This window comes from Campylobacter hyointestinalis subsp. lawsonii (assembly GCF_013372165.1).
GTDB classification, from domain to species: Bacteria; Campylobacterota; Campylobacteria; order Campylobacterales; family Campylobacteraceae; genus Campylobacter; species Campylobacter lawsonii.
Window position 1 is genome coordinate 558,588 of sequence record NZ_CP053828.1, and the last position, 25,793, is coordinate 584,380.

Here is a 25,793-nt window from a genome sequence, read left to right on the forward strand (position 1 = left end):
AATTAGAATTTTTAGCTAATGAATTTTCATTAAATGATTTTATAAATAATGCTAGATAAAATCTCTTTTGATTTTATCTATTCATCGGCTCAAGCTGATACCTTAGCACTCATAGAAGATGGAATTACCGCAAGTGGCAAAAAGTAGGTAGAAATTTGCTAAACTAATATAATTTTTTGAGTATTATAGCAGAGATAAGCTCTGCTATAAATTCAGCCTAAAAAGCCAAGAAATCCATTTATCACTAAAGCATTTACTAGATCTATGAAAAACGCTCCACAAAGTGGAACTATGATAAATGCCATATGGCTCATGCCATAGTTATTTGTGACTGTTTGCATATTTACCATTGCAGTTGGTGTCGCTCCTAGTCCAAATCCACAGTGTCCAGCAGCCAAAACAGCAGCGTCGTAATCTTTTCCGCATACTCTAAATGTAATAAATACCGCGTAGGCTACCATCAAGGCGACTTGTGCTACAAGTATAGTTAGTATAGGAAGCGCTAAAGATACTAGCTGCCAAAGGTTTATAGTCATCAAAGCAAAAGCCAAGAAAAGAGATAAACTAACATTTCCGATAACTGAAATTTCCCTATCAAAGACTTCGTGGATCTTTAGAGCTTGAATCAAATTTCTAAGAATGACGCCGGTAAATAGACAATATACAAATGTAGGAAGCGTAAAACCGATATTTAGCGATTTTATATGTTCTGCGACGAAATTTCCTATGTAAAGACAAAGTGCAATGAGAGCTAAAGAGCGAATGAATGACTCTTGAGTGATGAGCTTTGTTTTTTGCGGGGATTCGAAGTTTAGTATAGGCGTGGTGTTGCTTTCTTCATGGATATTTGGGGTTTGTAAGTTATTTTTTTGTATAAGATACTTTGCAACAGGTCCGCCTATAATACCACCTGCAATGAGACCAAATGTCGCACTAGCCATAGCTACTTCGTAAGCAGCGCTAAAATTATATGGTGCTTTTATAAACTCATTTGCCCAGGCTCCCCCTGTACCATGACCTCCGCTCATAGTAACAGATCCGCTAAGAAGTCCGATGAGAGGGTTTTCTCCTAGTCCAAGAGCAACTCCTATACCAACTACATTTTGCAAGATTAGAAGTCCGCTAATGACAAATAAAAATATGACTAATTTTTTGCCACCTTTTTTAAGTGACGTAAAGTCTGCTAAAAGCCCTATGCTAGAAAAAAACGCTAACATAAGCGGATCTTTGAGTGAGCTATCAAATTTAAGCGAAATACCGCTAAAACTATAAAGACATAAAAATAAAATTGCTGCGATGATACCGCCTACGACAGGCTCTGGGATATTATAAACTCGCAAAAATTTCACTCTTTTTATAACAAAAGCTCCGAGTAACAAAACAAGCACCATAACTACAAGAGTAGAGTATGAATCAACGTTTATCGTTTCCAAATTTAGTTCTCCTTTGTTGGTGTATTTTTAAAAATGGTTATAATTATGCCAAAATTTGGCTTAATAAAATATGCGTGCTAAAAACTACATTTTTTCTCTTATTTTATAATCTGGCATTAAGCCTTGTATGAAATCATAAAAGCTCTTTTGGTGATGAGGATAAATGAGATGCGCCATCTCGTGAAGTACGACATACTCAATAAAGCGTTCATCTTTTGCTATCAAATTTAAATTTAAGTTTATATATCCTTTTTTGGAGTTGCAACTACCCCAGCGAGAACTCATTTTTTTAATGCTTACGTGAGTTACTTGTCTAGGTATTTTTGGTTGATAAAACTCTATGTATTTTTGAAATATTTCTTTGGCTTTTAAGTATAGAAATTTATCAAACTGCGCTTTAGAAGAAGCTATAATTTGAGTATCTAAAACCAAAACTTCTTTGATATTTTCATCAAATTTAAGCTCATAAGCGTTTCCTAAAAATTTAATCTTATCGTCTTTGGATTTTATTTTTGCGAGTGTATTTTCTAGCCAACTTTCGTTTTTATTAAGTAAATTTAAGATATTTGTTTTTGATGTAAAAAATGGAGCAGATATACTTATATCACCATTTTGAGTGACTTTTAGACGTAGGTATTTTACAGGTTTATAGTTTATAGTTACGCTAAATTTACCAAATTTTAAACTAGACGATACGACTGCCATTTTTTACTTCTCCAACGCAGTGTATTTGCTAGAGCTCTTGCCCATTCATCTACACAAAATCCTATCCAAACACCGATTATTCCATATTCTAAAATTATACCAAGATAGTATCCTACAGGAAGTGAAACTCCCCACATAAACACGGCTCCTACTATAAAAGGAAATCTAGCATCTCCACTAGCTCTGAGCGAATTTACCATTATTATATTGAAAGTGCGTCCGCTTTCAAGCACCAAAGAAAGCGTAAAAAGCGGTCTCATTATGGCTTTTAGTTCTTCGTTTAAATTTAGAGCGCTCATTATCTCTTCTTTGCTAAGATAAAAGATAAAAAGCACTACTAAAGTTATAATCCAGCCAATTTTTAGCGTGTCAAACGCTTTTTTGTATGCTTTATCAAATTCGCAAGCGCCGACTAAATGCCCGATGATTATCTCATTTGCCATACTTATAGCGCTACTTGCTAAAAATATAAACATAGAAATTTGAAAATATATGGTTTGTACGCTAAGACTTGCTTCACCCATACTTGCTACAAAGCTAAAAGCTACAATGTATTGACCTATCCAAAGTAGGTTTTCACCTGCGCTAGGAAGTCCGACTTTTAGGATTTTTAGGATTATATCTTTAGAAAATTTGAAAAATAATCCGAAGTAGATATGCACTTTTGCTACTTTTACTAGTACAAAACCAAGCATTATCATACCTATTATCCTAGCAAATACTACTGATATGGCTACTCCGCTAAGCCTGTAATTTGGCAATCCAAAAAAACCAAATAACGCAATAGCGTTACCAAATATAGTAAGTAAATTCATAAACGCTGATATAAGCATAATGGCAAAAGCAAAGTTTTTTACCCTGATTATAGAAGCCATAACTATACCTATGGATTCTAAAAATAGCGCTATACAAAGCGTATGTAGGTATTTGTAGCTATCTTCTATGACGGCGCTTGGAATGTTTAATAACTCTAAAGCTTTATGCGTATTTGTAAATATCAAACCGGCACAAAATAGACCTAAAATAGCATTAAAACTAAGGCTTATATGGATGGCTCTAGTAGCCAAATTTGTATTTTTAGCCCCTAAGCTTTGAGCTACAAGGACGCTACAACCTATACTAAGAAAGCTAAAAACGGTTACGAAAAGGTTAAAAATTTGATTTCCAGCTCCCATAGCACCGACTAAATTAACATCTACTTTTGCTACCATAATCGTATTTATGATAAGAGTAAGCGTGCGAAGCAACATATCAAAAAATATAGGAGTTGCTAGCGTGGTGAGATTTAGCTTTTTCAAATTTGACCTTTTTTAAATTCTACTTCGTTTGTGTTTTTTTGATCTAAATCTTTTAGCCTAAACCCAGAAGTAGGTCTGTCCTTAAAGCCAAATGTAGAGCCTACGCCTTTAGTAGATCTGATGACAAACTCAAAACCATGCAGTTTAAGGATAAACTTAACTATATAAAGCCCAAGTCCTAAAGAGTTATTCCAGTCGTATTCTTTTGATTTATAAAACTTTTTTTGTATGAGTCTTAGCTCGTCTTCGCCTATACCTTCTCCATTATCTGTGATAAAAACTCCGTTTTCATTTAGGATAATTTTTACGTTTTGGTTTGAGTATTTTAGAGCATTTTCGCATAAATTTAGAACTACTTGATATATCATATCGTAGTCAGCTTTTAATATTTTTTCTCCAGTTATACTTATGGTTTTATTTGTGTATTTTTGATCTAGGTTGGTGATAACTTCTTTGCATAAAACTTTTGCATCAAATGTAGTCAAATTTGGTGTGATATCTCCGCCAAAGCCTATCCTAAGACGATTTATGATGTTGTTTAATTTATTTGAGTTTGAGATGATTTTGTTTATAAATTTAAGCCTAAACTCTTCGCTCATATTTTTATCTTCAAGTATCGTTTGAGCCGACATTTGTATGACTGCAAGTGGATTTTTAAACTCATGGCTCATACCACTTAGCAAATTTTCTAGCTGTAAATTTCTAAGTCTTAGTTTGGCGGATTGTTTTTTGAGCTTTTTATCTTTTTTTATGAGTAATTCTTTGATTTTTTTAATCCTATACATAGAAAGTTCATAAGATATATATAAAAAACTCATAGATAAAAATAGACTAACGATGATGATAAGGTATATTTTTTCTATAAACTCATTTCCTAAAACCAGCCAAAAGCAAAAGAAAAATATAGCTATGAAAACTATATAAAGCAGCGATAACCTTAGCAAAGTTTATAGCCCTCGCCACGTACTGATTTTATAAAATCCCCTGCTGCTCCTAGCTTTTGCCTTAAGCGTTTGACGGCGATATTTACTGTTTTTTCGTTTGCTTCATCATTATGCCAAACTTCATTTATGAGCGTGTCTCTATTTAACAGCGTATTTTTGTTTTTGATAAACTCTAAAAGCAAACAAAACTCAAGTCTAGTAAGCTCTTTTACCTCATCATCTACTATAACTTCGTTCGTATCTACATTTAGTGTTATATTTTTAAATTTATATACTTCGCTTTGACGTTTTGTACGTTTTAATAAAGCATTTATTCTAGCTATTAGCTCACTTATTTCAAAAGGTTTTGTTATGTAGTCATCTCCTCCACTCTCAAAGCCTTCTAGCTTATCTTTGCTTGAGTTTTTTGCTGTTAAAAAGATGACAGGTTCGTTGTAGCCTTTATGCCTTAGGTTTTGTATAAATTTAGCCCCTTCGACTCCGCCTAGGTTTCTATCTACTATGAGCAGATCCACATCCTCTTCTTCTAAAAATTGTTCAACCCGTTTCGTGTCTAAAAACGTAGTAACATTAAAGCCAGATCTAGTAAGATTATACTCTAAAAGTTCGCATAGATCTTCTTCGTCGTCTATGATGATTATATTTGCATTCATAGTTTGTATTTTATCAAAATGTATATAAATATTTGATTTTATTTATTAAATTTTTATTATTAAAGTATATTTAAGCAATTTAAATTTAATAAAAAATTTATTATCAAAGGAATAAAATAAAATCTTCAAATTTAAATTTAAAGGTTTTATTTTGAATATAAAAGGAGATATCGCCGGTGGGCTAACTGCTGGAGTCATAGCTTTACCGCTTTGCTTAGCCTTTGGTATAGCAAGCGGACTTGGGGCTGCTGCAGGACTTTATGGAGCTATTTTGTTAAGTTTTTTTGCGGCTGTATTTGGAGGAACAAAGACGCAAATTTCAGGGCCTACAGGGCCTATGACGGTAGTTACTGCTAGTGTTGTTGTAGCTCTTGGTGGTGATATGAGCTTACTTATAATGGTTTTTATTTTGGCTGGATTTTTTCAAATTTTGCTTGGAGTTTTTAAGATAGGTAGATTTATTAGATTTATACCATATCCGGTGATATCAGGATTTATGAACGGAGTTGGCGTCATCATCATCTTACTTCAAATTTCGCCTTTACTAGGCGGTTTAAATCCAAATGGAACCATAGAGGCACTAATAGCTTTGCCTAGTATAGATATAAACCCGCAAAGCTTGATGTTGGGTGCTTTAGCATTAATAGTCATCTATCTTACTCCTAAGAAAATAAGCGCGTTCATACCATCACCGCTTTTAGCGCTCATACTTTTTAGTTTATTGTCTTATTTTTTAAATTTAGATGTAAAAACAATAGGGCTAATCCCTTCATCTCTTCCGACATTTATCATACCACAGATTAGTTATTCTCACATAACTATCATACTTACTTACGCTTTAGTTTTAGCCACTCTTGGAAGTATAGATTCACTTCTTACTTCACTTGTTGCAGACTCTCTTACAAAGACGAAGCATAGCTCAAATCGTGAGCTCATCGGTCAAGGCATAGGAAATATGATGGCTGGATTCTTTGGTGGTTTAGTAGGTGCTGGAGCTACGATGAGAACAGTTACAAACATCAAACTAGGTGGAAACTCAAGGCTTTCAGGTGTAACTAGTTCAGTTTTTTTAGCTCTTGTTTTGCTATCTTTTTCAGATTTTGTATCTTATGTGCCTATACCTGTTTTGTCAGCGATACTTATAAAGGTTGGATTTGATATATTTGATTATCGACTTTTAAAAGAGTTAAAAACTGCTCCAAAATGCGATCTGAGCGTTATGATCTTAGTGTTTTTACTAACTGTTTTTGTAGATCTTATATTTGCTGTAGGAGTTGGAGTTTTAGTGGCTTCTTTGGTGCTTGTATATCAAGTAAATAAAGCAGTAAAGGTGGATTATAAAAAAGATGAGGATCTGACTATAGTGTCGATTTATGGTGCATTTTTCTTTGGGTCTAGCTCAAAAATAGCAAACGCATTAAGTCATTTGGCTTCAAAAAAAACTATCATAAATATCAAGGAGATGCCATTTGTTGATCTTAGCGGTATATACGCTCTTGAAGACGAGATCGATATGCAGTTAAAAAAAGGTTATGATATCTATATAGTGACTAATAAAGATCAAAATTTATATTCGCTTATAAATTTAGTAGGTAAAGATAGGATATTTGACTGCTTAAATGATGCTATAAAAACTGCAAAAAACTAAATTTATCAATAAAATTTATCAAAAAGTTACATAAGTGTCTGTTTTAATCAAACACTTATAAAACTTTTTGTATAATCAAAACTTTAAATTTTTAATTAAAAAGGTGCTTAAAATGAGAAAACGGGGCTTTAGTAATGACGAACTTAGGATTTTAAGCCTATCATCTTTAGGTGGAATGCTTGAATTTTACGATTTTATTATTTTTGTATTTTTTGCTTCTTATATATCTCATCTATTTTTTCCTTCTACTCTTGACTCTTTTTGGGCGCTTTTAAATACTTATGGAACATTTGCTGCAGGATATTTTGCTAGACCTCTTGGTGGAATTATTATGGCGCATTTTGGTGATAAAAATGGTCGCAAAAATATGTTTATGCTCTCAATACTTCTTATGGTTATACCGACGTTTGCTCTTGGTTTGATGCCTACTTATGAGACTATAGGATACGCAGCCCCTATATTTTTAGTGCTTATACGCCTTTTACAAGGTATTGCTATAGGTGGTGAGCTTCCTGGAGCTTGGGTTTTTGTGAGTGAGCACGCTACAAAGACTAAGCTATATTTTAGTGTTGGCGTTTTGACTTCAGCTGTTGTAGCAGGCATACTTTTAGGTAGTGTAGTTACTATGATAGTTAAAAATATCTATAGCGACGAGCAGATACAAAATGGTATGTGGCGCTTACCTTTTATAATAGGCGGTATCTTTGGTATCATATCTATATATCTAAGGACTTATTTAAGCGAAACTCCTATCTTTAAAAAGATGCAATCCATTAACGATATAGATAAAATGCCTATCAAAACAGTCATAAAATACCATAAAGTAGATAATATAATGTCGATGCTAGTTAGCTGGGTGCTAACTGGCTGTATAGTCGTGATGATACTTCTTATGCCAAATTTTATGCCAGCAGCATTTAAAGAAGCAGGTATTGAAGTAGGTAGGATAACTACTATCTATATGCAGATGGCTTGTATAGTTTTTATGTGTGCTGGATGCTTTGTTTATGGAAAAATATCAGACAAAATAGGAGTTTCTAAAGCGACTATAGGTTTTTCTGCTGTATTTATCGTGGCTGTTTTTGCTTATTTTAAGATTTTATATACCGGTGGTAGCTTTGAAGCAGTTCTTATAGCTTATTTAATAGCTGGATTCTTTGGTAGTATAGGACCTTGTGGTGCTCCGTTTTTTATGGTTGCTCTGTATCCAAATAAGATAAGATTTAGTGGAATTTCTTTTTCGTATAATATAGCTTATGCTATCGCAGGTGGTGTTACTCCGCCATTTGCAGTAGCTATGGTGCATAAATTTGATCCTATGTATCTTGGGTATTATCTAGTTGGGCTTGGGGTTTTATCTATAGTTTGTGCCGTATGGTTTATGAATTTTAGAAAAGATGTAAATAAAGGTTAAAATATGGCGCTAATAGATCTGATCTGTGTCAGTAAAAAATTTGGTGACAAAGAGATACTAAAAGAGGTAGATTTTAGCGTAAATGAAAAAGAAAGAATCGCTATCATAGGAAAAAATGGTGGCGGAAAAAGCACTATGATGAAGATCTTGTGTGGTGCTTATGAAGTAGATAGTGGCAGGGTTGTGACGCAAAACGGAATTTCTATCCAAATGTTAGCTCAATCACCGAAATTTGATGAACATTTGAGTGTGCGAGAAGCATTAAATAATGAGCTAAAAGAGATATTTGACGCTAGAAGTGAGTATGAGATGACTTTAAATTCTATCTCAAATGATCCTCAAAATAAAGAATTACTTCAAAAGCAAGATGAACTTATTAAATTTATAGAAAGCAAAGACGGCTGGAATATCGAAAATAAAATAGAACGTGTGCTAGATAGTTTTGTTCTTAGAGAGTATGAGAATCGCCCGGTTAGCTCTCTTAGCGGAGGCGAAATTCGCCGTGTAGCTTTGGGTGCTTTGATACTTAAAAAACCAGATATTTTGCTACTTGATGAGCCTACTAATCACCTTGATGTTTATATGGTCAGATTTTTAGAAGAACTGCTTCTTAGTTCAAATCAGACTATAGTTTTCATAAGCCACGATAGATATTTTATAGATAGACTTGCTACTCGCTCTGTAGAGATAGAAGATGGAAATTTGATGAGTTTTGATGGAGGATATGCAAATTATCTGACTAAAAAAGAAGAGATTTTAAAGTCTTTAGCTAAAAGCCACGAAACGCTTATAAAACAGCTAAAAAGCGAAGAAGAATGGCTAAGGCGTGGAGTAAAAGCTAGACTTAAAAGAAATGAAGGTAGAAAACAAAGAGTTTTTGCTATGCGAGAGGAGGCTAAGAAAAATCCTAGTCTTATTCGCAAAGTTAAACTTGAGCTTGAGCGTGCTTCAAAGAGCTTTAATCAAGGCGGACTTAACCAAAATCGTAAAAAAATGCTTTTTGAATGTAAAAATCTTTCAAAAACTCTCGCAGGAAAAGAACTTTTTAAAGATTTTAATGCACGTGTTTTGCAAGGTGAGCGTATAGGTATAGTCGGCCCAAATGGAAGTGGAAAATCTACTTTGCTAAAGATAATTTTAGGCGAACTTGAACCTAGTAGTGGCACTATAAACCGCGCAGATATAAAGATAGGATATTTTGATCAGACAAGACGCGGTATAGATGATGATAAATCACTCATAGAGCTATTTTGTCCAAATGGCGGTGATCACATCATCGTACGTGGGCGTAATTATCATGTGTATGGGTATCTGAAGAACTTTTTATTTCCAAAAGAGTTTTTAGACAAACCGGTTTCTGTTTTGAGTGGAGGAGAGAAAAATCGCCTAGCCCTAGCACTACTTTTTACAAAAGAATATGATTGTTTGATACTTGATGAGCCTACAAATGATCTTGATATCGCTACTATAAATATTTTAGAAGAGTATTTATTAAGCTTTGAGGGGGCTATACTTATAGTCAGCCACGATAGATATTTCATAGATAAGATAACAAACAAACTTTGGGCTTATGAACACGGCAAAATAGAACAAATTTATATGGAATATAGCGAATATTTAGATATCGAAGAAGAGCTTAAGCAGTTAAATGATATGGAAAAAGAATTTGAAGCAAATGATCAAGTCAAAGAAAAACAAAAAACGGCGCCTATAAAGCTTTCATATAAACAAAACCAAATTTTACAAAATCATCCAGCTCTCATTGAAGAGATCGAAAATCGCATAAAAGAATTAAATCACGCACTCTCTGTGCCTGAAATTTACCAAAAAGTAGGACTTCAAGTTTTATTTGAAGAACTTGAAGAGAAAAAAGGCGAGCTAAATTCGCTAGAAAACGAATATTTTGAAGTTCTAGAGCTTTCACAAAAATAATAAAATTAAGGATGGCATTTTGATAGATAGACAAACTTGGAGTTCAAGACTCACATATATTTTGGCAGTAGCTGGTGCGACGGTAGGCTTTGGAGCAACTTGGAGATTTCCGTATCTTGTCGGACAAAACGGCGGCGGTGCTTATGTTTTGACATTTTGTATAGCTATGATAGTGATCGGCATACCTATGATACTAGTTGAAAATGCTATAGGAAGACGTCTGCATATAAACTCAGTAGATGCTTTTGGAAGCAATGCAAATGGTAAAAAAATAAATAAAGCTTGGAAAATAGTAGGTTGGATGGGGCTTTGTGGAGCTTTTGGGATTATGGCGTATTATATGGTCATAGGTGGTTGGGTGCTTAACTATATCTATAATATCTTATTTGGAAATTTAAATTTATCCAGCGTAGTTACTGCACAAACCACCGCTGCTTTTTATGATGAAAATATCATAAATGCACCTTTTGCTATAAGCATAGCTACTATAGTTTTTGTTATTATAAATTTCGTGATTTTGGTTCGTGGCGCAGTTGCTGGTATAGAAAGAGCGGCTAAATTTTTGATGCCGATTTTGTTTTTACTAATGATAGGTATGGTGTTTAGAAACTTAACTCTTGATGGTGCTTTAGAAGGTATCAAATTCTATCTTACTCCTGATTTTAGCAAGATAAATGCCAAACTTTTTATAGATGTTTTAGGACAGGTGTTTTTTGCTTTATCTCTTGGTTTTGGAGTTATGATAACACTTTCTAGCTTTGTTAGAAAAGATGAAGATTTAATAAAAACTTCTATCATCACAGGGCTTTTAAATACACTTATAGCTGTTGTTGCTGGTTTTATGATATTTCCATCTTTATTTACTTTTGGCGTTGCGCCAGATAGTGGACCGAGCCTAGTTTTTAAAAGCCTTCCTATTGTGTTTTCTCATATGTATTTTGGCTCATTTTTTGCCATAGCATTTTTTAGCTTACTTATGATAGCTGCTCTTACGACTTCACTTCCTATTTATGAGGTTTTGATAACTGTTTTAGAGGAAAAATTTAATATAAAACGTATAAATGCGATAGTTTTAGTGCTAGGTGGTATATTTTTGCTTGGAAATTTACCTTCTCTTATGTCTACAAATATACTTAGCAATGTAACTATTTTTGGTAAAAATATTTTTGATGCTTATGACGCTATAAGTGCTACGATATTTTTTGTACTCACATCTTTGCTTTGTGCAATTTTTGTTGGTTGGGTACTCAAGGACGAAGCCAAAAAAGAGATACTTTATGGTAGTCAAAATTCGGTTAAAATAGTAAATATTTGGTTCTTTTACATAAAATATATAATACCATTTTTGATTTTAGTCGTTTTTATAAGTAGTTTTTATGATAATTTTATGAAATAAATTTACACATTTATGATAATATCTATTAAAATTATCAAAATTTAAAGGGATTTAATGCTATTTTTTTTAATCGGTATTTATATAATTTATACTATATATAAAATTTATCTAAGTTTTTTACAAATAAATTTTGTAAAACAAGCTGCCAAAAAACCAGCAGTAATACTAGAACAAGTTGGTTATGAAAAAGCCGCAAATGTAGCTATAATAAATGAGAAATTTAGCATAGTATCAAATTTATATTCTTGTGTCTTGCTTATTTTATGGTCGGTTTTTGGTGCATCTTTTTTGCAAAATTTAATAGTAAAAGATGATACGATTTTGCAAAATACACTTTTAGTAGTAGCTTTTTTGCTTATCTCTTTAGTCCTTGAGCTTCCTTTTGGCATATATAAGACTTTTGTAAAGGATAAAAAACTTGGTTTTTCAAATACCACTCCAAATATTTTTTTGCTTGATACATTAAAAACCTTTGCTTTGACTTTTGTGTTTGGCTCGCTTGTAGTATGGGCGATACTTCTTTGTTTTGAGTGGCTTGGAAAGGCTTGGTGGATATGGGCTTTCGGGCTTAGTTTTACTATAATTTTACTGATAAATTTGATATATCCTACCATTATAGCTCCACTTTTTAACAAAATGTCACCTTTAAATAATGATGAATTAAATAGCGCTATAAACTCTCTTCTTAATAAATGCGGTTTTAAAAGTAGCGGTGTTTTTGTGATAGATGCTAGTAAAAGAGATAAAAGACTAAATGCTTATTTTGGCGGACTTGGGGCTACAAAAAGAGTTGTGCTTTTTGACACTCTTGTGCAAAAGCTTAGTAAAAATGAGATTATAGCTGTTCTTGGGCATGAGCTTGGACATTTTAAGCATAAAGATTTACTAAAAAATATAGCTTTGATGTTTGTTTTATTATTTATTATTTTTGCTATTTTTGGCAATATACCAAGTTCTGTTTATAACTCTCTTGGATTAAATGGTGATGGCGGAAGCTTTTTTATATTTTTACTGCTTTACTCTCCGGTAGTTTCTGCATTTTTCGAGCCGATAATTTCGGCATATTCAAGATCTCATGAGTTTGGCGCTGATGAGTTTGGCTCAAACAACTCAACCAAAGAAGATATGATCTCAGCACTTAAAAAACTCGGCAATGAAAATAAAGCTTTTCCATTATCTCATCCGTTTTATAGCTTTGTTTATCACTCACATCCTAGTCTTTATGAAAGGATAACTAAGCTTGAAAATAACTGACGCGCTAAAACGTGCAAAAGATAGACTTGATAGCGCAAATCTTGCAAATAAATTGCTCTGTTATCATCTAAAAACTAGCAAAGAATGGATATTTTTAAACCAAGAAGCTCAGCTAGAAGACGAGCAAGGTTTTTTTGATATTGTTTCTAGATATGAAAACGGTGAGCCTTTTGAGTATATAACTGGCATTTGTGAGTTTTTAGATAGTGAGTTTTACGTAGGCAAAGGCGTTTTAATACCTAGATTTGAGACTGAAGTTTTAGTACAAAAATCGCTTGAGATCGCTAAAAAATTTGATAATCCTAAGATCTGCGAGATAGGCGTGGGAAGCGGTATCATAAGTATAAGTTTGGCTCTAAGACTAAAAAAGGCTAAATTTGTAGCTAGCGACATCAGCGATTTAGCACTTTTTTGGGCTAAGAAAAATATATCTAAATTTGACGTGGATATTGAGCTTTATCACACTTCTTTACTTGATGGGATAAATGGTGATTTTGATATTTTAGTATCAAATCCTCCATATATAAAGCAAGACTATAAATTAGATAAGTGGGTTTTGAGTGAGCCAAGAGAGGCTTTGTTTGGCGGAAAAAATGGTGATGAAATACTAAAAGATATCATAAATCTTGCAAAGAATAGAGCTAAATTTTTACTTTGTGAGATAGGCTATGATCAAAAACAAAGTCTATCTTTAGAGCTAGAAAAAGCTGGGTTTAGCTATGAGTTTTATAAAGATCTTGCCGGATTTGATCGTGGTTTTGTAGCAAAAAATTTAAATAAAAGTTAGGAAATATAATGAGAAATTTAAAAAATAGTTATCTGTTTTTGTTGGCTTTGATAATCGGCGTTGAGATATCTATAGGTGCTTTTTTGGCTCCTGTGCTGTTTTTTCCTGCAAAATACATAGGTGAGGGCGTTTTGAGTTTATTTCAAAGCGGTCAGCTTATGACTCAGGTATTTTTGAAATATAACACGCTCTTGATCGCTGTTTGTCTAGTATCCATAATCTACGAGCTTATAAATTTGATAAAAAACAAAGAAGATAGTTTTAATTTTAAATTTAGTGCATTTATGCTTAGCTTTATAGTTTTAGGGCTTGCTAGCTCATTTGCTTTTTATTTCACGCCATATATTGTCAATGCTCAAAGTTTAGGTGAGTTGGCAACTGCTACAAACGACTTTGCGAGAATACATAAAGCTAGTGAAATAGTTATGAAAATTATGATTATAGCTCAAACTATATTATTTTTCGTGCGCGCTAGAAGTTGAAAATTTAAAAAGTTAAGTCAAATTAGTTTAGTGTTATGAAAAAATTTTTATAAGGCTTGTAATGAAAAAAGTTCATTTTATAGGTATCGGAGGTATAGGAATATCTGCGATTGCTAGATTTTTGAAAGAGAAAGATTTTATCATAAGCGGTTCTGATATTAAAGAGAGTAATACGACTAAAGAGTTAAGACAGAGTGGTATGAAGATCACTGTTCCACACTGCATTAGTGCTATAGAAGATCCAGATTTCGTAGTTTATAGTGCGGCCATAAAGAGCGACAATGTAGAGCTCATAGAAGCTAGAAAAAAAGGTATAAAGTGTCTATCTAGAAAAGAGGCACTTCCTTTTATCCTTGAGGGTAAAAGAGTATTTGCAGTGGCTGGTGCTCATGGTAAGAGCACTACTTCTGCCATGCTTTGCACACTTTTAGATGGAAGCGTGATAATAGGTGCGATAAGCAAACAGTTTGGCTCAAATATGAAATACGAACAGAGTGAAAACGTGATATTTGAAGCCGATGAGAGCGACAGCAGTTTTCTAAACTCAAACCCATATCTTGCAGTAGTGACTAACGCTGAGCCTGAACATATGGAGCATTATGATTTTGATCTTGATAAATTTCATGCTGCTTATAAGGGATTTTTAGAAAGAGCTAAGGTTAGAGTTATAAATGCTGATGATGAGTTTTTAAATTCACTTAAAATGGACTGCATAAAACTATATAAAAGCGACATAACCGACCTTAAAATGGTGCTTAGAAACTATGAGCCATATACGAGTTTCAACCTAAAAGGGCTTGGCAAATTCGAAGCCTTTGGTATGGGCGAGCATATAGCGATCGATGCTAGTCTTGCTATTTTAGCAGCAAACTCAGAAGTTGGGCTTGAAACGATTAGAGTAAATTTGAAGAAATTTAAAGGCATAAAAAAGAGATTTGACATTTTGGTGGCAAATGAAAAATTTGCTCTCATAGACGACTATGGACATCACCCAACAGAGATAAAAGCTACGTTAAAAAGTGCAAAAGAGTATGCGAAACTCTTGGGGCTAGAAAAGATAACTGCTATATTTCAACCACATCGCTATACTCGTTTAAAAGCAAATTTAGATGGCTTTAAAGAATGTTTTAAAGATGTAGATGAGCTCGTCGTCTTGCCTGTTTATAGTGCTGGAGAAGAGCCAAATGATATAGTTTTAAAAGATGAATTTGAAAATGCGGTTTTTGCAGATTTTGTAAAAAGAGATGGCGAAACTATCGAATTTTTTGATAGTTTTGGTGTAAAACACAAGCTTAGTAGCGGTCTAGTCATAGGCTTTGGGGCTGGAGATATTACTTATCAATTAAGAGGAGCTTGATTTGCGTATAGTTTTATTTTTGATACTTTTATTATTCGTTATTTTGTTATTTGCTGTGGGTAATGAAAAGTTAAATTTAAAATCTAAAATTATTATTTTAGTCGGCGCTATGGCTCTGTTTTTGATAGTCTTTTTTTACAATGAAGGTATGCAAAATAAAGAAGAAGGTATAAATAGAATTTTAGAAGAATTTATGCAGGGCAAAACTGTGACTTGTAGTGGATATGAGGTCGATAAAAAACATTTTAACTATGAGTATGGAACGCAAAGTTTTGTAGCAAAGAGAGAATTTGACAACCTAAACGCAGTAATAATCCCTATAGAAAAGTGTATGGATAAATAGAGTAAATTTTATAAAATACCAAATTTACTCTATTTGACATTTATATCACGTATTCTATATTATCGTTTTCACCGCTTATGAGTCTAAAGATTTCTGCTTTTATCTCGAAGTATTTTGCGGAGTTTGGCTGAAATTTAGGATTTTTGATCTCTTTTATTATCTTTCCATTATGTAAAACTACTATTTTATATCCTAAAAACAGCGCTTCATCTATATCGTGAGTGACAAATATAACTTGCTTATTTTTAGTTAGTCCTTTAAGCTCAGTTTGTAAATTTGCTCTAACAACTGGGTCTAAAGCACTAAAAGGCTCATCTAAAAATAGCACTTGCGGATCAAGAGCTAAAGCCCTAGCTATCGCCACTCTTTGGCATTGACCGCCACTTAGTGAGTGGGGGTATTTTTTAGATATGCTATCAAGTCCGACTAAGCTAAGATATTTTTTTGATATATTTTCAAGCTTATTTTTATCTTTTATTCCAGAGCATTTTAAAGCAAATTTGATATTGTCTTCTGCGTTTAGCCACGGCATTAGTGAGTAATGTTGTGTTATGATTTGACGCTCTTTAGAGTTTGGGATTTTATTTTTGAACTCAGAATTATCAAATTTAATGCTACCGCTATCAAAACTCTCAAGTGAGCTTAATATCTTTAAAATCGTGCTTTTGCCACTTCCACTAGCCCCTAAAAGAACGCAAAACTCACCATTTTCAACACGCAAATTTATATCGTGTAAAACACAAATATCCTTAAAAGATTTTTTTAAATTACTAATTTCTATCATAGCCATACTTCCTTGATACTACTTTTTCTATATAGCCAAATAGAGCGTTGATAATCATACCTATCACACCGATAGTTATGATAGTGGCTATTAGGATATCGATTCTAAGCTGATTTCTGCTATCTATGATGATATATCCAAGCCCAGTTTGAGCCCCTAGCATCTCGCCAACAACTAAATTTATCCAAGCTAGGGCTGCAGCTAGTCTAAGGCTAGATATCAAAGATAAAAAGCTAGATGGAAATATCACGCTTTTTAAGATTTGCCACCTTGATGCGCCAAAGTTTTTTGCTACGATGATTAGCTCACTTGGGACCTCTCTAATAGCTTTTGTAGAGAGCAAAACCATAGGAAAAAATACAGAATAAGCTATGATAAATATAGTTGGCAAATCGCCAATACCAAATATTATTAAAACAATAGGAACCCACGCTATAGGCGAAATAGGGCGTAAAAGGTTAAATAGCGGATCAAAGGCGCTAGCAAATTTGGGATTAAACCCAAATATAAAGCCAACAAAAACACCAAAAATCACACCAAATATTAACCCCAAAATATATCGATATAGTGAGTCTATAATGCCTATTTGAAGGCTATTATTAGCTATGATTTGCTCATAAGCTTCTAAGGTTTTAGCTGGTGATGGTATCAAAGCAGAGCTAGAGAAATGCCATAAAATGAGTAGCAAAACCAAAACTAAAATTTGATAAAAATATCTCATTTTTGCTCCACCAAATAGCTATCGATATCTAAATTTTTTAGCCCATCATTTGCTAAATTTTGAGATATCAAAAACTCTTTTAATGCTATTAAATCATCTTTTTTGACGCTTAAATCATCATATGATACTATCTTATCTTCTACAATTTTGTTGATGATATTAGCATCTTGAGCTAGGATTTTGGAGCCTATTATAGAGGCTTCTTTGTGATTTTTCTCTATGAAATTAGCTGCCATTTTAAAGGCATTTGTAAGTTGAGCCGCAACTGGTGAGTTGGCTAGCTCGCTAGAATAGTTTAGTAAGCAGCAGATGTGATTAGGCGTGATATCTTTGCTTAATATCAAATTTCTAGCTCCCCTTTGGACGCCAAGCTGACCAAAAGGCTCAGCAACGATATATCCATCAATTCTATTTGTTAGCAAGGCAAAAGGCATCTCAGTAGGTGCCATATCTACTAAATTTACTTTTATATTATGCTTGCTTAAAAGCTTGTGTAAGATATAGTAGTGGCTAGAAAATCTAGATGGAATTGCTATATTTTTGCCTTCTAATTCATTGATTGTTTTAATGCTGTTATTTACCACCAAAGATGAGCCGTTTTTGTGTGCGGCCATAATGGCTTTGATATCTGTGCCACTACCTCTTAGCATAAGCCCAAGCGGAGCTAATAAAAACGCTCCATCAACTGCTTTAGCCCTTAGAGCCTCGCTCAAATCCGCCCAATTAGCAAATTTAATAGGAACAATATCAAACTCATCACTACTAAAGATATCTTTAGCGATTATAATCAAATGATCGCAAATCGGCAGATATCCTATCTTAATACCTTTTTTAAATTTAGAATTTGCCACACTCTTAGTCGCACTAAGAGCTAAAAAACCAGCTAAAAATCCAAGCGCATATCTTCTATTCATATCTTATCCTTTTTATAATTTTTCTCGCCATGATTTTATGCAGCCACGCCCAGCTTCTACTTGAGCTATCTCTTTTAAAAGGTGCTTTATGCTAGGAGTTACTATAAGGACGAAATTGCCCTCTCTTTGGAGTCTTGCTACATGAGACTTCTCAAAATATCCCTTAGTACCACAAAACAACACCGCAGCACTCGTGACCTTTTGAGTTAGCAGTGAGCCATTTAACCTAGCTTTTAAAACCCTAATTGGCTCTATGTTTTCGATATTTTCTGATATAAGCTTAATCTCATTTAAAAGACTGTTAAATTCGCTTTTTAACTCATCTAAATTTATATTTAGATATGAGTTTATATCAGCGTGAGTTTTGTTTGATTTTTCTATCTCATCTAAGGCTGCTTGTATGATGCCAGCTGCTATGCCTGTTTGTAAGAGTATAAATCCAGGAGTTATTTTGATTAGATACTCATAGATATTTGTGGCTAAAATATCGCTACTAGCTAAAAAATAATCTTTTATAGCCACGCTTTTTGTAGCTGAGCCCTCAAGTGTGGCGTATTTGATATTTGATTTTAAAGTAGCATTTTTGCAAACTCTTATTACGCCCATTACAGGCTTATCATCTTCATCTAAGGCTATAGCGCCAAATACGCTATCTTCAGTGATATTTGATACCCATGGTAGATTGCCATTTATGATATATCCGCCATCAGTTTTGTGTGCTTTGAGATGATTTTTCTCAATCCCAGCAAAGGCCTTCATAGGATTAGACAGAGCCGTTCCGCCTAGAATTTCACCACTATATAGTTTTGGTAATAGCTCGTTTTTTAGCTCTTGATTATCGCTATTTATCAAGTAGTAGATAATCGCAAATTGGCACCACATGCAAAATCCACTAGTTCCACAAATATTTGAAATTTTCGCTATATTTTCTATAGCTTTGTATATATCGCTTCTAGTTTTTAAAACAGCGAAATCACCATTTTGAGCTATCTGTTTTAATAACTCTTTTGGGTAAATTCCATCTTTATCTATAGAGTGTGCTAATTCTGCTAATTTTTGTAGTGCCATTTTCTATCCTTTTATTTAACTTTTAATTATTTAACTTCTAAATTTACATTTCTAAGCAGAGTATTTGCAACAGGTGAATACTTAAGCGCGTGAGCGATAAGAGCATCATTTGTAGCTTTGTCTGCATTGCTTTGTAGATCAACTTTTACCCTTACATCTGTAAATCCAAGTGGTTTTTCGCTTAGATCACCAGTTCCCCAAACTGCAGTTATATTCAGGTCTCCCTCAAGCTCAAGCTCAAGCTTTGTTATAACTATATTTTGAGCGATTGCGTTTGCGTGGATTCCTACTGCTATACAACTTCCAAGAGCAGCTAAAACAGCTTCGCTAGGATTTGGAGCTGTATCTTCTCCAAGAAGTGTTGGTGGCTCATCTACTATGTATGCAGGTAGATTTCTTATGTAGTTTGCATGGCGGAATTTTCCCTCTGCGACTGTGCGACACTTAAGTGTCTTGATAACATCTGGATTTTCTTTTCCAGCTTTGATTAGAGCATCTAGACCAGCTTTATCAATTGGATCTAGTCTAGTGCAAGAATTTATAGCACAATTTGCCATTTTAAGTCCTTTATTAATATATTTAAAAGATATACTATCTTTTTTGTGTTGAGATTATAGCAATAAAATCATAACTTGTCAATATTTATTTATATAGTATATATTTAAAATAAATTTTGAAATAATCCAAAAATAAAAGCTTCATAAGCATTTTTATGATAAAATCCACAAATTTAATTTTGAAAGTGTATTTATAATTTTTTATGGAAGAACTATTTAGAAAACTTGATCTAAATGAATATTTGGATAAATTTAACTCACTTTTGGCTAGACCTAAACCGCTTTTTATTAGTGGTGATAGCAAGGTCAATTATGAAAAACTATCTGAAATCTCAAATATAGAACTAAGATATCCGCCAAGCGTGATAAATTTAGACGATGCTCTAGCAAGACTAAGCAAACAAGCTATTTTACATATCAGCGAAATTTACGAATTTGTTAAGATTATTCGTTATTTTTTGTACTTAAAAAAGCTTAAATTTGAAAATAAGATGAAAGCCTATCTTGATAAGATAGACATTCCTGTTTTGGTATCTGGAATTTGTGATTATTTTGATGAAAATGGCGAATTTAAAGATAGCGTAGATGATAGGCTGAGTGCTATAAATTTATCTTTTAAAAACAAAAAAGATGAGATAAACGCCGAGCTAAAAAGGCTTATTTATACAAAAAGTATCGCTCCATATCTTGTCGATACTCAAATTCACTTTATAAATGATAATGAAGCTCTTTTGGTACGCGGTGGATTTAACCACGTTTTAAAAGGTAGCGTGATAGCTAGAAGTAGTGGTGGATATTTTTACGTATTGCCTGCAAGTATCTCAAAATTAAAAAGTGAGCAGCGCGATCTGCTTGATAAAAAAGATGAAATTCTATATGAATACTCTAAAAATATAAGTTCTGTATTTCATAAAAATCTTATGTTTTTAAAATTTATAAACTCTGCTTTTGATCATATCGATGCTCTTATGGCAAGAGCTTCAATGGCAAAATTAGGTGATTTGGATTTTGTTCTTAGTGATAGTAGTAAAGATATCATTTTAAAGGATTTTGCTCATCCTGCACTTAAAAATCCTAAACGAATTAGCGTGAGTTTTAAAGGCAAAGTTCTGCTTATAACAGGCGTGAATGCCGGCGGAAAAAGTATGCTATTAAAAAGCATACTAAGTGCAGCTCTGCTCTCAAAATACCTTCTTCCTATGAGTATAAACTCGCAGTGTAGCCATATAGGCACATTTAAAGAGTTTGATGCTATCATAGAAGATCCGCAAAATGCAAAGAACGATATATCTACGTTTGCAGGTAGAATGCTGCATTTTTCTAAAATCTTTGGTAAAAAATCTTTGCTAATCGGAGTTGATGAGATAGAGTTAGGAACAGACTTTGAAGAAGCGGCCAGTCTTTATAGTGCGATCATAGACAAACTTTTAGAAAATGATATAAAAATGGTTATAACCACTCACCACAAACGACTTGCTATGCTACTTGCTAAAAATAGCGAAGTGGAGCTTTTAGCCGCACTTTATGATGAAGCAAACTCAAGACCAAAGTATGAGTTTTTAGCTGGAATTATAGGCAAATCTTACGCTTTTGAAACAGCTGTTCGTTACGGAATACCATCAAATTTAGTAGCTTTAGCTAAAAAAACTTACGGCGAAGATAAAGAAAATTTAAATGAAGCCATAAGCAAGGCTATAAATTTAGAAATGGAGTTAAAAGTCAAGCTAAATGAAGTAAATTTAAAAGAAGAGAAGCTAAACTCGCTTTTACAAAGTTTAAAAGATCAAAAAGAAAAAGTAGATGAAGACTTAAAAAGAGCTGTTTCTAAGCTAGAGTTTGAGTATTATAAAGCTATAAATGAAGCAAAAAGAGGAGTAAGCCTAACAGACACAAAAGAGAAGCAAAGAAGTATAAATAAGGCAAATGAGCTAGTTACTAAGATAGAAAAACCGCAAAATTTAATAGAGCCTTTGGAGCTAAAAATAGGCGATAAAGTAAAATACGAAAAGATAAAAGGCGAAGTGCTTAGTCTAAATAAAAATGAAGCTACTATCTTAAGCGATGGAATGAAACTAAGAGTTCCTATAACTCTTTTAAAAAGAAGTGGAAACATTCCAAATTTAACAAAGAAAAATATAAGCGTAAAAGTATCTCGTCCGGTGAGTGCAAGTGTGGTTTTAGATCTTCACGGACTCAGGGGCGAAGAGGCTATAGATAGATTAGATAAATTTATCTCAGATGCTTTGATAGCTGGATTTGATGAGGTTTTAATAAAGCATGGTATCGGCACAGGCAAGCTAGCGTATGCCGTAAAAGAGTTTTTAAAATCCCACCCAAGTGTTAAAGCATTTAGAGATGGGGCACCAAGCGAGGGTGGTTTTGGTAGTAAAGTAGTGAAATTATAAAATTAAATCATTAAGTAGAGTTATTTTTATGATAAAATATAAAAATTTAAAAAAGGTTAATGATGGTTAGAGTAGTTAAACATCCGGTTATTTACGCATTCTTGATATTTCTTATTATAAATATCGTTATTTTTATTGTGAAATTTGAAACCGCTTATAATTTTGATAACAATAGAAGCAATAAAATGGATTCTGAGATTATGATGAGTATGCTAAAATCATCGTTGAAAGATCAAAATATCAGCAAAAGCAAAATCACCGAGCTGTTTAACCATCTTCAAGTAGATGGCTGGATAGTTAAATTTGATGAAAATAAGACCATATCTTATATATTTAGCAACAAAAATGTAAAATTACCACTAAATGAGATCGAAACAAATAAAATGTTTTTTGAAAACGGCTTTTATAAAGAAAAGTTTTTGTTAAATAACAGAGTTGATATCTTGCATTTTGATGAGATAAGCAACAATCTTTTTGTAGGATATAAATTTAATGCATCTGTAGAAGATAATGAATTTGTGGTAAAAGATTTTATGTCGTGGTTTTTTGCAAATATGGCAATTACTTTTATATTTAGCTTTATTTTGATGCTTGCTTTGATATATAAATTTAAAAAAGATAAGAAAAAGTGGATTGAAAAGCAAAACTACATAGAGTCTGTACATAATGAAAACAAAAAATTATCTAGGTTATTAAATAGCGATCATATAACAAATTTACCAAACAGGCTAGCTTTGGAAAATGAGATCAAAACTATGGAAAATCCTAAAATTTTTGTAATCGAAATAGATGATTATATAAATACACTTAGTTATTACGGAAATGAGATTTTCAACAAAGTGTTGATTATATTTTCAGATCTATTGAGGGATTTTTCAGAGCAAAGAAATATGAAAGCATATAAGATATCAGATAGTCAGTTTGCTGTATGTGGGGATAGCGATCTGTTTTTTGAAGATTATGAACGTATAGCAAAAGATATGATAGATAGTTTTAAAATATGTAGCATAGAAGTAGATAAAGATGAGCGTATCTGCGTGGAAGTACGCTGTACTATAGGATTTTGTATAGAAAAAGAAGATACATTAAACAAAGCTCTTATAGCTTTAAATGAAGCATCTATTTTGCGTAAGAATTTGTTGTGCTATTTTGACAATATAAACAATAAGCATAAATACAAATCAAAGATAGAAAATTACTCTCTTATACAAAACGCGATTTTAAATAATAAAGTAGTTTCGTACTATCAGCCTATCTTTGACAAGGATAAAAATATAGTTAAATATGAAACTTTAGTCAGGATAAAGAGCGACAATGGAGGCATAATACTTCCAGGAAATTTTCTAAAAGATTCAAAAGATATCAAGTGTTATAATGAAATAGAAAAAATACTTATAGAAAAAAGTTTAATAGACTTAAAAGAAAACCCAGATGTGACTATATCTATAAATTTAAGCATGGCAGATATGACTAATGACGATGTGAGTCTATTTTTGATGGATATGATTCGTAAGCTACAGATATCAGATAGACTTATTTTTGAGATATTAGAAGATGAAAATATAACAGACTTTCAAAGAGTAAATAGCTTTTTGGATAAAGCTAGAAAAATGGGTGTAAGGATAGCTATAGACGACTTTGGTAGCGGATATAGTAATTTTTCATATATACTAAAGCTAAAACCCGATTATATAAAGATAGATGGATCTATCATCAAAAATATAGATAAAGACAAAGATTCATATGCTATGGCTGGTGCTATAGTCGACTTTGCAAAGAAGCTCGGTATAAAAACTATAGCTGAGTTTGTACATTCTAAAGAGGTATTTGATATATGTGTTGCTCTTGGAGTAGATGAGTTTCAAGGATTTTATCTAAGCGATCCAAAAGATGGTTTTATAAAAAATATTTAAAGGTTAAATATGGAGTCTTTTATCCAAGGCTTACTTCTTGGTTTTGGTGCGGCAGTTCCAATTGGTCCTGTAAATATACTTATTATGTCATATTCTCTAAAGAGATACGCACTTGGCGTGGGAGTTGGTTTAGGAGCGATGAGCGTGGATATATTTTATATGCTGCTTATGAGTTTTGGTCTGCTTAAATTTTTAAATCAACCGATGTTTTTAAATTTACTCTCTATATTTGGTTTTTTATTTTTATTATACATTGCGTACTTGACTTATAAGAGTGCTGATTTGCTTGTAGCTAAGGAACCAAATTTAAAAGAAAATTCGTTTTTATCTTGTTATGCTAAAGGTGTGCTTTTAAATTTAGTAAATCCATATATTATAGGATTTTGGATATCGGTTTCTAGTTTTGCGGCTAGTTCAAGTAACGCTCTTATGAGTCTTAGCGGACTTATCATATCTATCGGGCTTTGGATTTTAGGATTACCTTTGGTCGTTAGTAAGTCAAAGCGTTTTATATCTCAAACTACGGCAAAGATATTTGCTTATGTTTCTGCGCTACTTATGGTCGTTTTTGCTTTTATGCTTATTTATAATACATTTTTTAAAGGCTAAATTATGGAAGTTATAGAGGTACTTCAAGAACTTTTAAGGTTTAAAAGTATAACTCATGATGATGATGGAGCTATGAATTATATAGATATGTTTATGGATGACTTTTCTGCAGAGTTTGTAGAAGCAAGTGGCGTAAAAAATCTCATTTTGACAAAAAAATTTGGAAGTGGTGCTCATCTGTGTTTTGCAGGGCATATAGACGTTGTTCCAGCTGGAGAAGGTTGGGATAGCGATCCTTTTGAGCCTGAGCTAAAAGATGGTTTTATATACGCAAGGGGCGCCCAAGATATGAAAAGTGGAGTTGCAGCTTTTTTATGTGCATGTAAAGACGCTACTAAATTTGATGGAACTCTTAGCGTGATACTCACTAGCGATGAAGAAGGCGACGCTATTTTTGGTACTTTTGAGGCTTTAAAATATTTAAAGCAAAAAGATAGGCTTCCTGATTTTGCGATAGTTGCAGAGCCTACTTGTGAAAAAATTATGGGCGACTCTCTTAAAGTAGGACGTAGAGGCTCTATAAATGGAGTTGTCGTAGTAAAAGGTGTGCAAGGTCACGTGGCATATCCGCAAAAATGTATAAACCCAGCTCATCAAGTAGCTTCAGTTTTAGCTGATTTTGCAGGTTTTAATCTAGATAGTGGAAGTAAGTATTTTGAAGAGAGTAAAATAGTCATAACAGATATTAGGGGTGGTATGGAAGTTACAAATGTTACTCCTGGTAGCATAAAAATAATGTTTAATGTAAGAAATTCAGATCAAACTAGCTACGAAGATGTCAAAAAATATACTGAACATATTTTTCATGGGTTTGATTTTGTTTTAAATTTAAAACAGAGTTCAAAACCATTTTTGACAGACGAAAATTCGAAAATAGTAACTTCTTTATCAGATAGTATCTATAAGATCTGTGGCATAAAACCGGCTCTAAGCACGGCAGGTGGCACAAGCGATGCAAGGTATTTTGCTGCGTTTGGTATCCCAGTAGTTGAGTTTGGTGTCGTAAATGATAGAATTCACGCAGCAAATGAACGCGTGAGTGTAGATGAAGTGCAGCGTTTGTATGAAGTATTTTCAAATCTAATACAAACCTTTTAAGCCAGTTTTCGTTATTTTTTTCAAATTAATTTAATAAAGTTTTATATATACTATCTAACAAAATTTTAGGAGCCAAAA

General features: G+C 33.0%; 23 protein-coding genes. 13 read left to right on the forward strand and 10 right to left on the reverse strand.

Annotated elements, in window-relative coordinates; translation table 11 throughout:
* Positions 1–212: 212 nt before the first annotated feature.
* The 5 genes from gltS to CHLWT_RS02875 all read right to left on the reverse strand — a co-directional run bounded on the left by gltS (position 213) and on the right by CHLWT_RS02875 (position 5,033).
* Positions 213–1,433 (reverse strand): sodium/glutamate symporter, encoded by a 1,221-nt coding sequence (gene gltS / locus CHLWT_RS02855; RefSeq protein WP_082858087.1) that lies wholly within the window; start codon positions 1,431–1,433, stop codon positions 213–215.
* 84 nt (positions 1,434–1,517) lie between these two features.
* Positions 1,518–2,138 (reverse strand): M48 family metallopeptidase, encoded by a 621-nt coding sequence (locus CHLWT_RS02860; RefSeq protein WP_111999947.1) that lies wholly within the window; start codon positions 2,136–2,138, stop codon positions 1,518–1,520.
* The gene (locus CHLWT_RS02865; protein WP_111999946.1) at positions 2,114–3,436 is read right to left on the reverse strand and encodes an MATE family efflux transporter; all 1,323 of its coding nucleotides are present in this window, start codon (positions 3,434–3,436) and stop codon (positions 2,114–2,116) included. The genes CHLWT_RS02860 and CHLWT_RS02865 overlap by 25 nt, the downstream gene beginning before the upstream one ends.
* A complete protein-coding gene (locus tag CHLWT_RS02870; protein ID WP_111999945.1) occupies positions 3,433–4,380 on the reverse strand; it encodes a sensor histidine kinase in 948 nt (315 codons plus the stop codon). The genes CHLWT_RS02865 and CHLWT_RS02870 overlap by 4 nt, the downstream gene beginning before the upstream one ends.
* Complete coding sequence (locus CHLWT_RS02875) at positions 4,374–5,033, reverse strand: response regulator transcription factor (protein WP_111947902.1); 660 nt, start codon at positions 5,031–5,033, stop codon at positions 4,374–4,376. The genes CHLWT_RS02870 and CHLWT_RS02875 overlap by 7 nt, the downstream gene beginning before the upstream one ends.
* Positions 5,034–5,184: 151 nt before the next feature.
* On the opposite strand from CHLWT_RS02875, the gene CHLWT_RS02880 reads away from it, so the two are divergent.
* The 9 genes from CHLWT_RS02880 (at position 5,185) to CHLWT_RS02920 (ending at position 15,646) form a co-directional block, all read left to right on the forward strand.
* The gene (locus tag CHLWT_RS02880; protein ID WP_244948794.1) at positions 5,185–6,681 is read left to right on the forward strand and encodes a SulP family inorganic anion transporter; all 1,497 of its coding nucleotides are present in this window, start codon (positions 5,185–5,187) and stop codon (positions 6,679–6,681) included.
* Between the two features lie 112 nt (positions 6,682–6,793).
* Positions 6,794–8,095: an MFS transporter gene (locus CHLWT_RS02885; RefSeq protein ID WP_111999943.1), complete on the forward strand. Its 1,302-nt coding sequence runs from the start codon at positions 6,794–6,796 to the stop codon at positions 8,093–8,095.
* A gap of 3 nt (positions 8,096–8,098) precedes the next feature.
* A complete protein-coding gene (gene abc-f / locus CHLWT_RS02890) occupies positions 8,099–10,027 on the forward strand; it encodes a ribosomal protection-like ABC-F family protein (protein ID WP_111995572.1) in 1,929 nt (642 codons plus the stop codon).
* A 22-nt stretch (positions 10,028–10,049) separates the two neighbouring features.
* Positions 10,050–11,423, forward strand: coding sequence for a sodium-dependent transporter (locus tag CHLWT_RS02895; protein ID WP_176320877.1), 1,374 nt, complete (start codon positions 10,050–10,052; stop codon positions 11,421–11,423).
* A gap of 54 nt (positions 11,424–11,477) precedes the next feature.
* Positions 11,478–12,677: a M48 family metallopeptidase gene (locus CHLWT_RS02900; protein ID WP_111999942.1), complete on the forward strand. Its 1,200-nt coding sequence runs from the start codon at positions 11,478–11,480 to the stop codon at positions 12,675–12,677.
* Complete coding sequence (gene prmC / locus CHLWT_RS02905) at positions 12,664–13,464, forward strand: peptide chain release factor N(5)-glutamine methyltransferase (protein WP_111999941.1); 801 nt, start codon at positions 12,664–12,666, stop codon at positions 13,462–13,464. The genes CHLWT_RS02900 and prmC overlap by 14 nt, the downstream gene beginning before the upstream one ends.
* 8 nt (positions 13,465–13,472) lie before the next feature.
* Positions 13,473–13,946 carry a DUF4149 domain-containing protein gene (locus tag CHLWT_RS02910; protein WP_111995569.1) on the forward strand — a complete coding sequence of 158 codons (474 nt, stop codon included), beginning with the start codon at positions 13,473–13,475 and terminating at the stop codon, positions 13,944–13,946.
* A gap of 61 nt (positions 13,947–14,007) precedes the next feature.
* A complete protein-coding gene (gene murC, locus CHLWT_RS02915; RefSeq protein WP_063998485.1) occupies positions 14,008–15,303 on the forward strand; it encodes a UDP-N-acetylmuramate--L-alanine ligase in 1,296 nt (431 codons plus the stop codon).
* A gap of 1 nt (position 15,304) precedes the next feature.
* A complete protein-coding gene (locus tag CHLWT_RS02920; RefSeq protein WP_111999940.1) occupies positions 15,305–15,646 on the forward strand; it encodes a hypothetical protein in 342 nt (113 codons plus the stop codon).
* A 40-nt stretch (positions 15,647–15,686) separates the two neighbouring features.
* Here the strand turns inward: CHLWT_RS02920 and CHLWT_RS02925 are convergent, their stop codons facing one another.
* The 5 genes from CHLWT_RS02925 to CHLWT_RS02945 are packed head-to-tail and all read right to left on the reverse strand — an operon-like array spanning position 15,687 to position 19,690.
* Entirely contained in the window at positions 15,687–16,430 is a 744-nt protein-coding gene (locus tag CHLWT_RS02925) for an ABC transporter ATP-binding protein (RefSeq protein ID WP_063999007.1), read from the reverse strand.
* Complete coding sequence (locus CHLWT_RS02930; RefSeq protein ID WP_111968671.1) at positions 16,417–17,151, reverse strand: ABC transporter permease; 735 nt, start codon at positions 17,149–17,151, stop codon at positions 16,417–16,419. The genes CHLWT_RS02925 and CHLWT_RS02930 overlap by 14 nt, the downstream gene beginning before the upstream one ends.
* A complete protein-coding gene (locus CHLWT_RS02935; RefSeq protein ID WP_111999939.1) occupies positions 17,148–18,065 on the reverse strand; it encodes an ABC transporter substrate-binding protein in 918 nt (305 codons plus the stop codon). The genes CHLWT_RS02930 and CHLWT_RS02935 overlap by 4 nt, the downstream gene beginning before the upstream one ends.
* 12 nt (positions 18,066–18,077) lie before the next feature.
* Complete coding sequence (locus tag CHLWT_RS02940) at positions 18,078–19,133, reverse strand: acyl-CoA dehydrogenase family protein (RefSeq protein ID WP_111970517.1); 1,056 nt, start codon at positions 19,131–19,133, stop codon at positions 18,078–18,080.
* Positions 19,134–19,159: 26 nt separating this feature from the next.
* Positions 19,160–19,690, reverse strand: coding sequence for an OsmC family protein (locus CHLWT_RS02945; protein ID WP_111999938.1), 531 nt, complete (start codon positions 19,688–19,690; stop codon positions 19,160–19,162).
* A 203-nt stretch (positions 19,691–19,893) separates the two neighbouring features.
* On the opposite strand from CHLWT_RS02945, the gene CHLWT_RS02950 reads away from it, so the two are divergent.
* From CHLWT_RS02950 to dapE, 4 genes are all read left to right on the forward strand, one after another.
* Positions 19,894–22,095 (forward strand): endonuclease MutS2, encoded by a 2,202-nt coding sequence (locus CHLWT_RS02950; RefSeq protein ID WP_111999937.1) that lies wholly within the window; start codon positions 19,894–19,896, stop codon positions 22,093–22,095.
* 62 nt (positions 22,096–22,157) lie between these two features.
* The gene (locus CHLWT_RS02955) at positions 22,158–24,008 is read left to right on the forward strand and encodes an EAL domain-containing protein (protein ID WP_170253200.1); all 1,851 of its coding nucleotides are present in this window, start codon (positions 22,158–22,160) and stop codon (positions 24,006–24,008) included.
* Positions 24,009–24,017: 9 nt separating this feature from the next.
* Positions 24,018–24,617, forward strand: coding sequence for a LysE family translocator (locus tag CHLWT_RS02960; RefSeq protein ID WP_111999935.1), 600 nt, complete (start codon positions 24,018–24,020; stop codon positions 24,615–24,617).
* A 3-nt stretch (positions 24,618–24,620) separates the two neighbouring features.
* Positions 24,621–25,715 (forward strand): succinyl-diaminopimelate desuccinylase, encoded by a 1,095-nt coding sequence (gene dapE / locus CHLWT_RS02965; RefSeq protein WP_111999934.1) that lies wholly within the window; start codon positions 24,621–24,623, stop codon positions 25,713–25,715.
* The last annotated feature ends 78 nt before the right edge of the window (positions 25,716–25,793 follow it).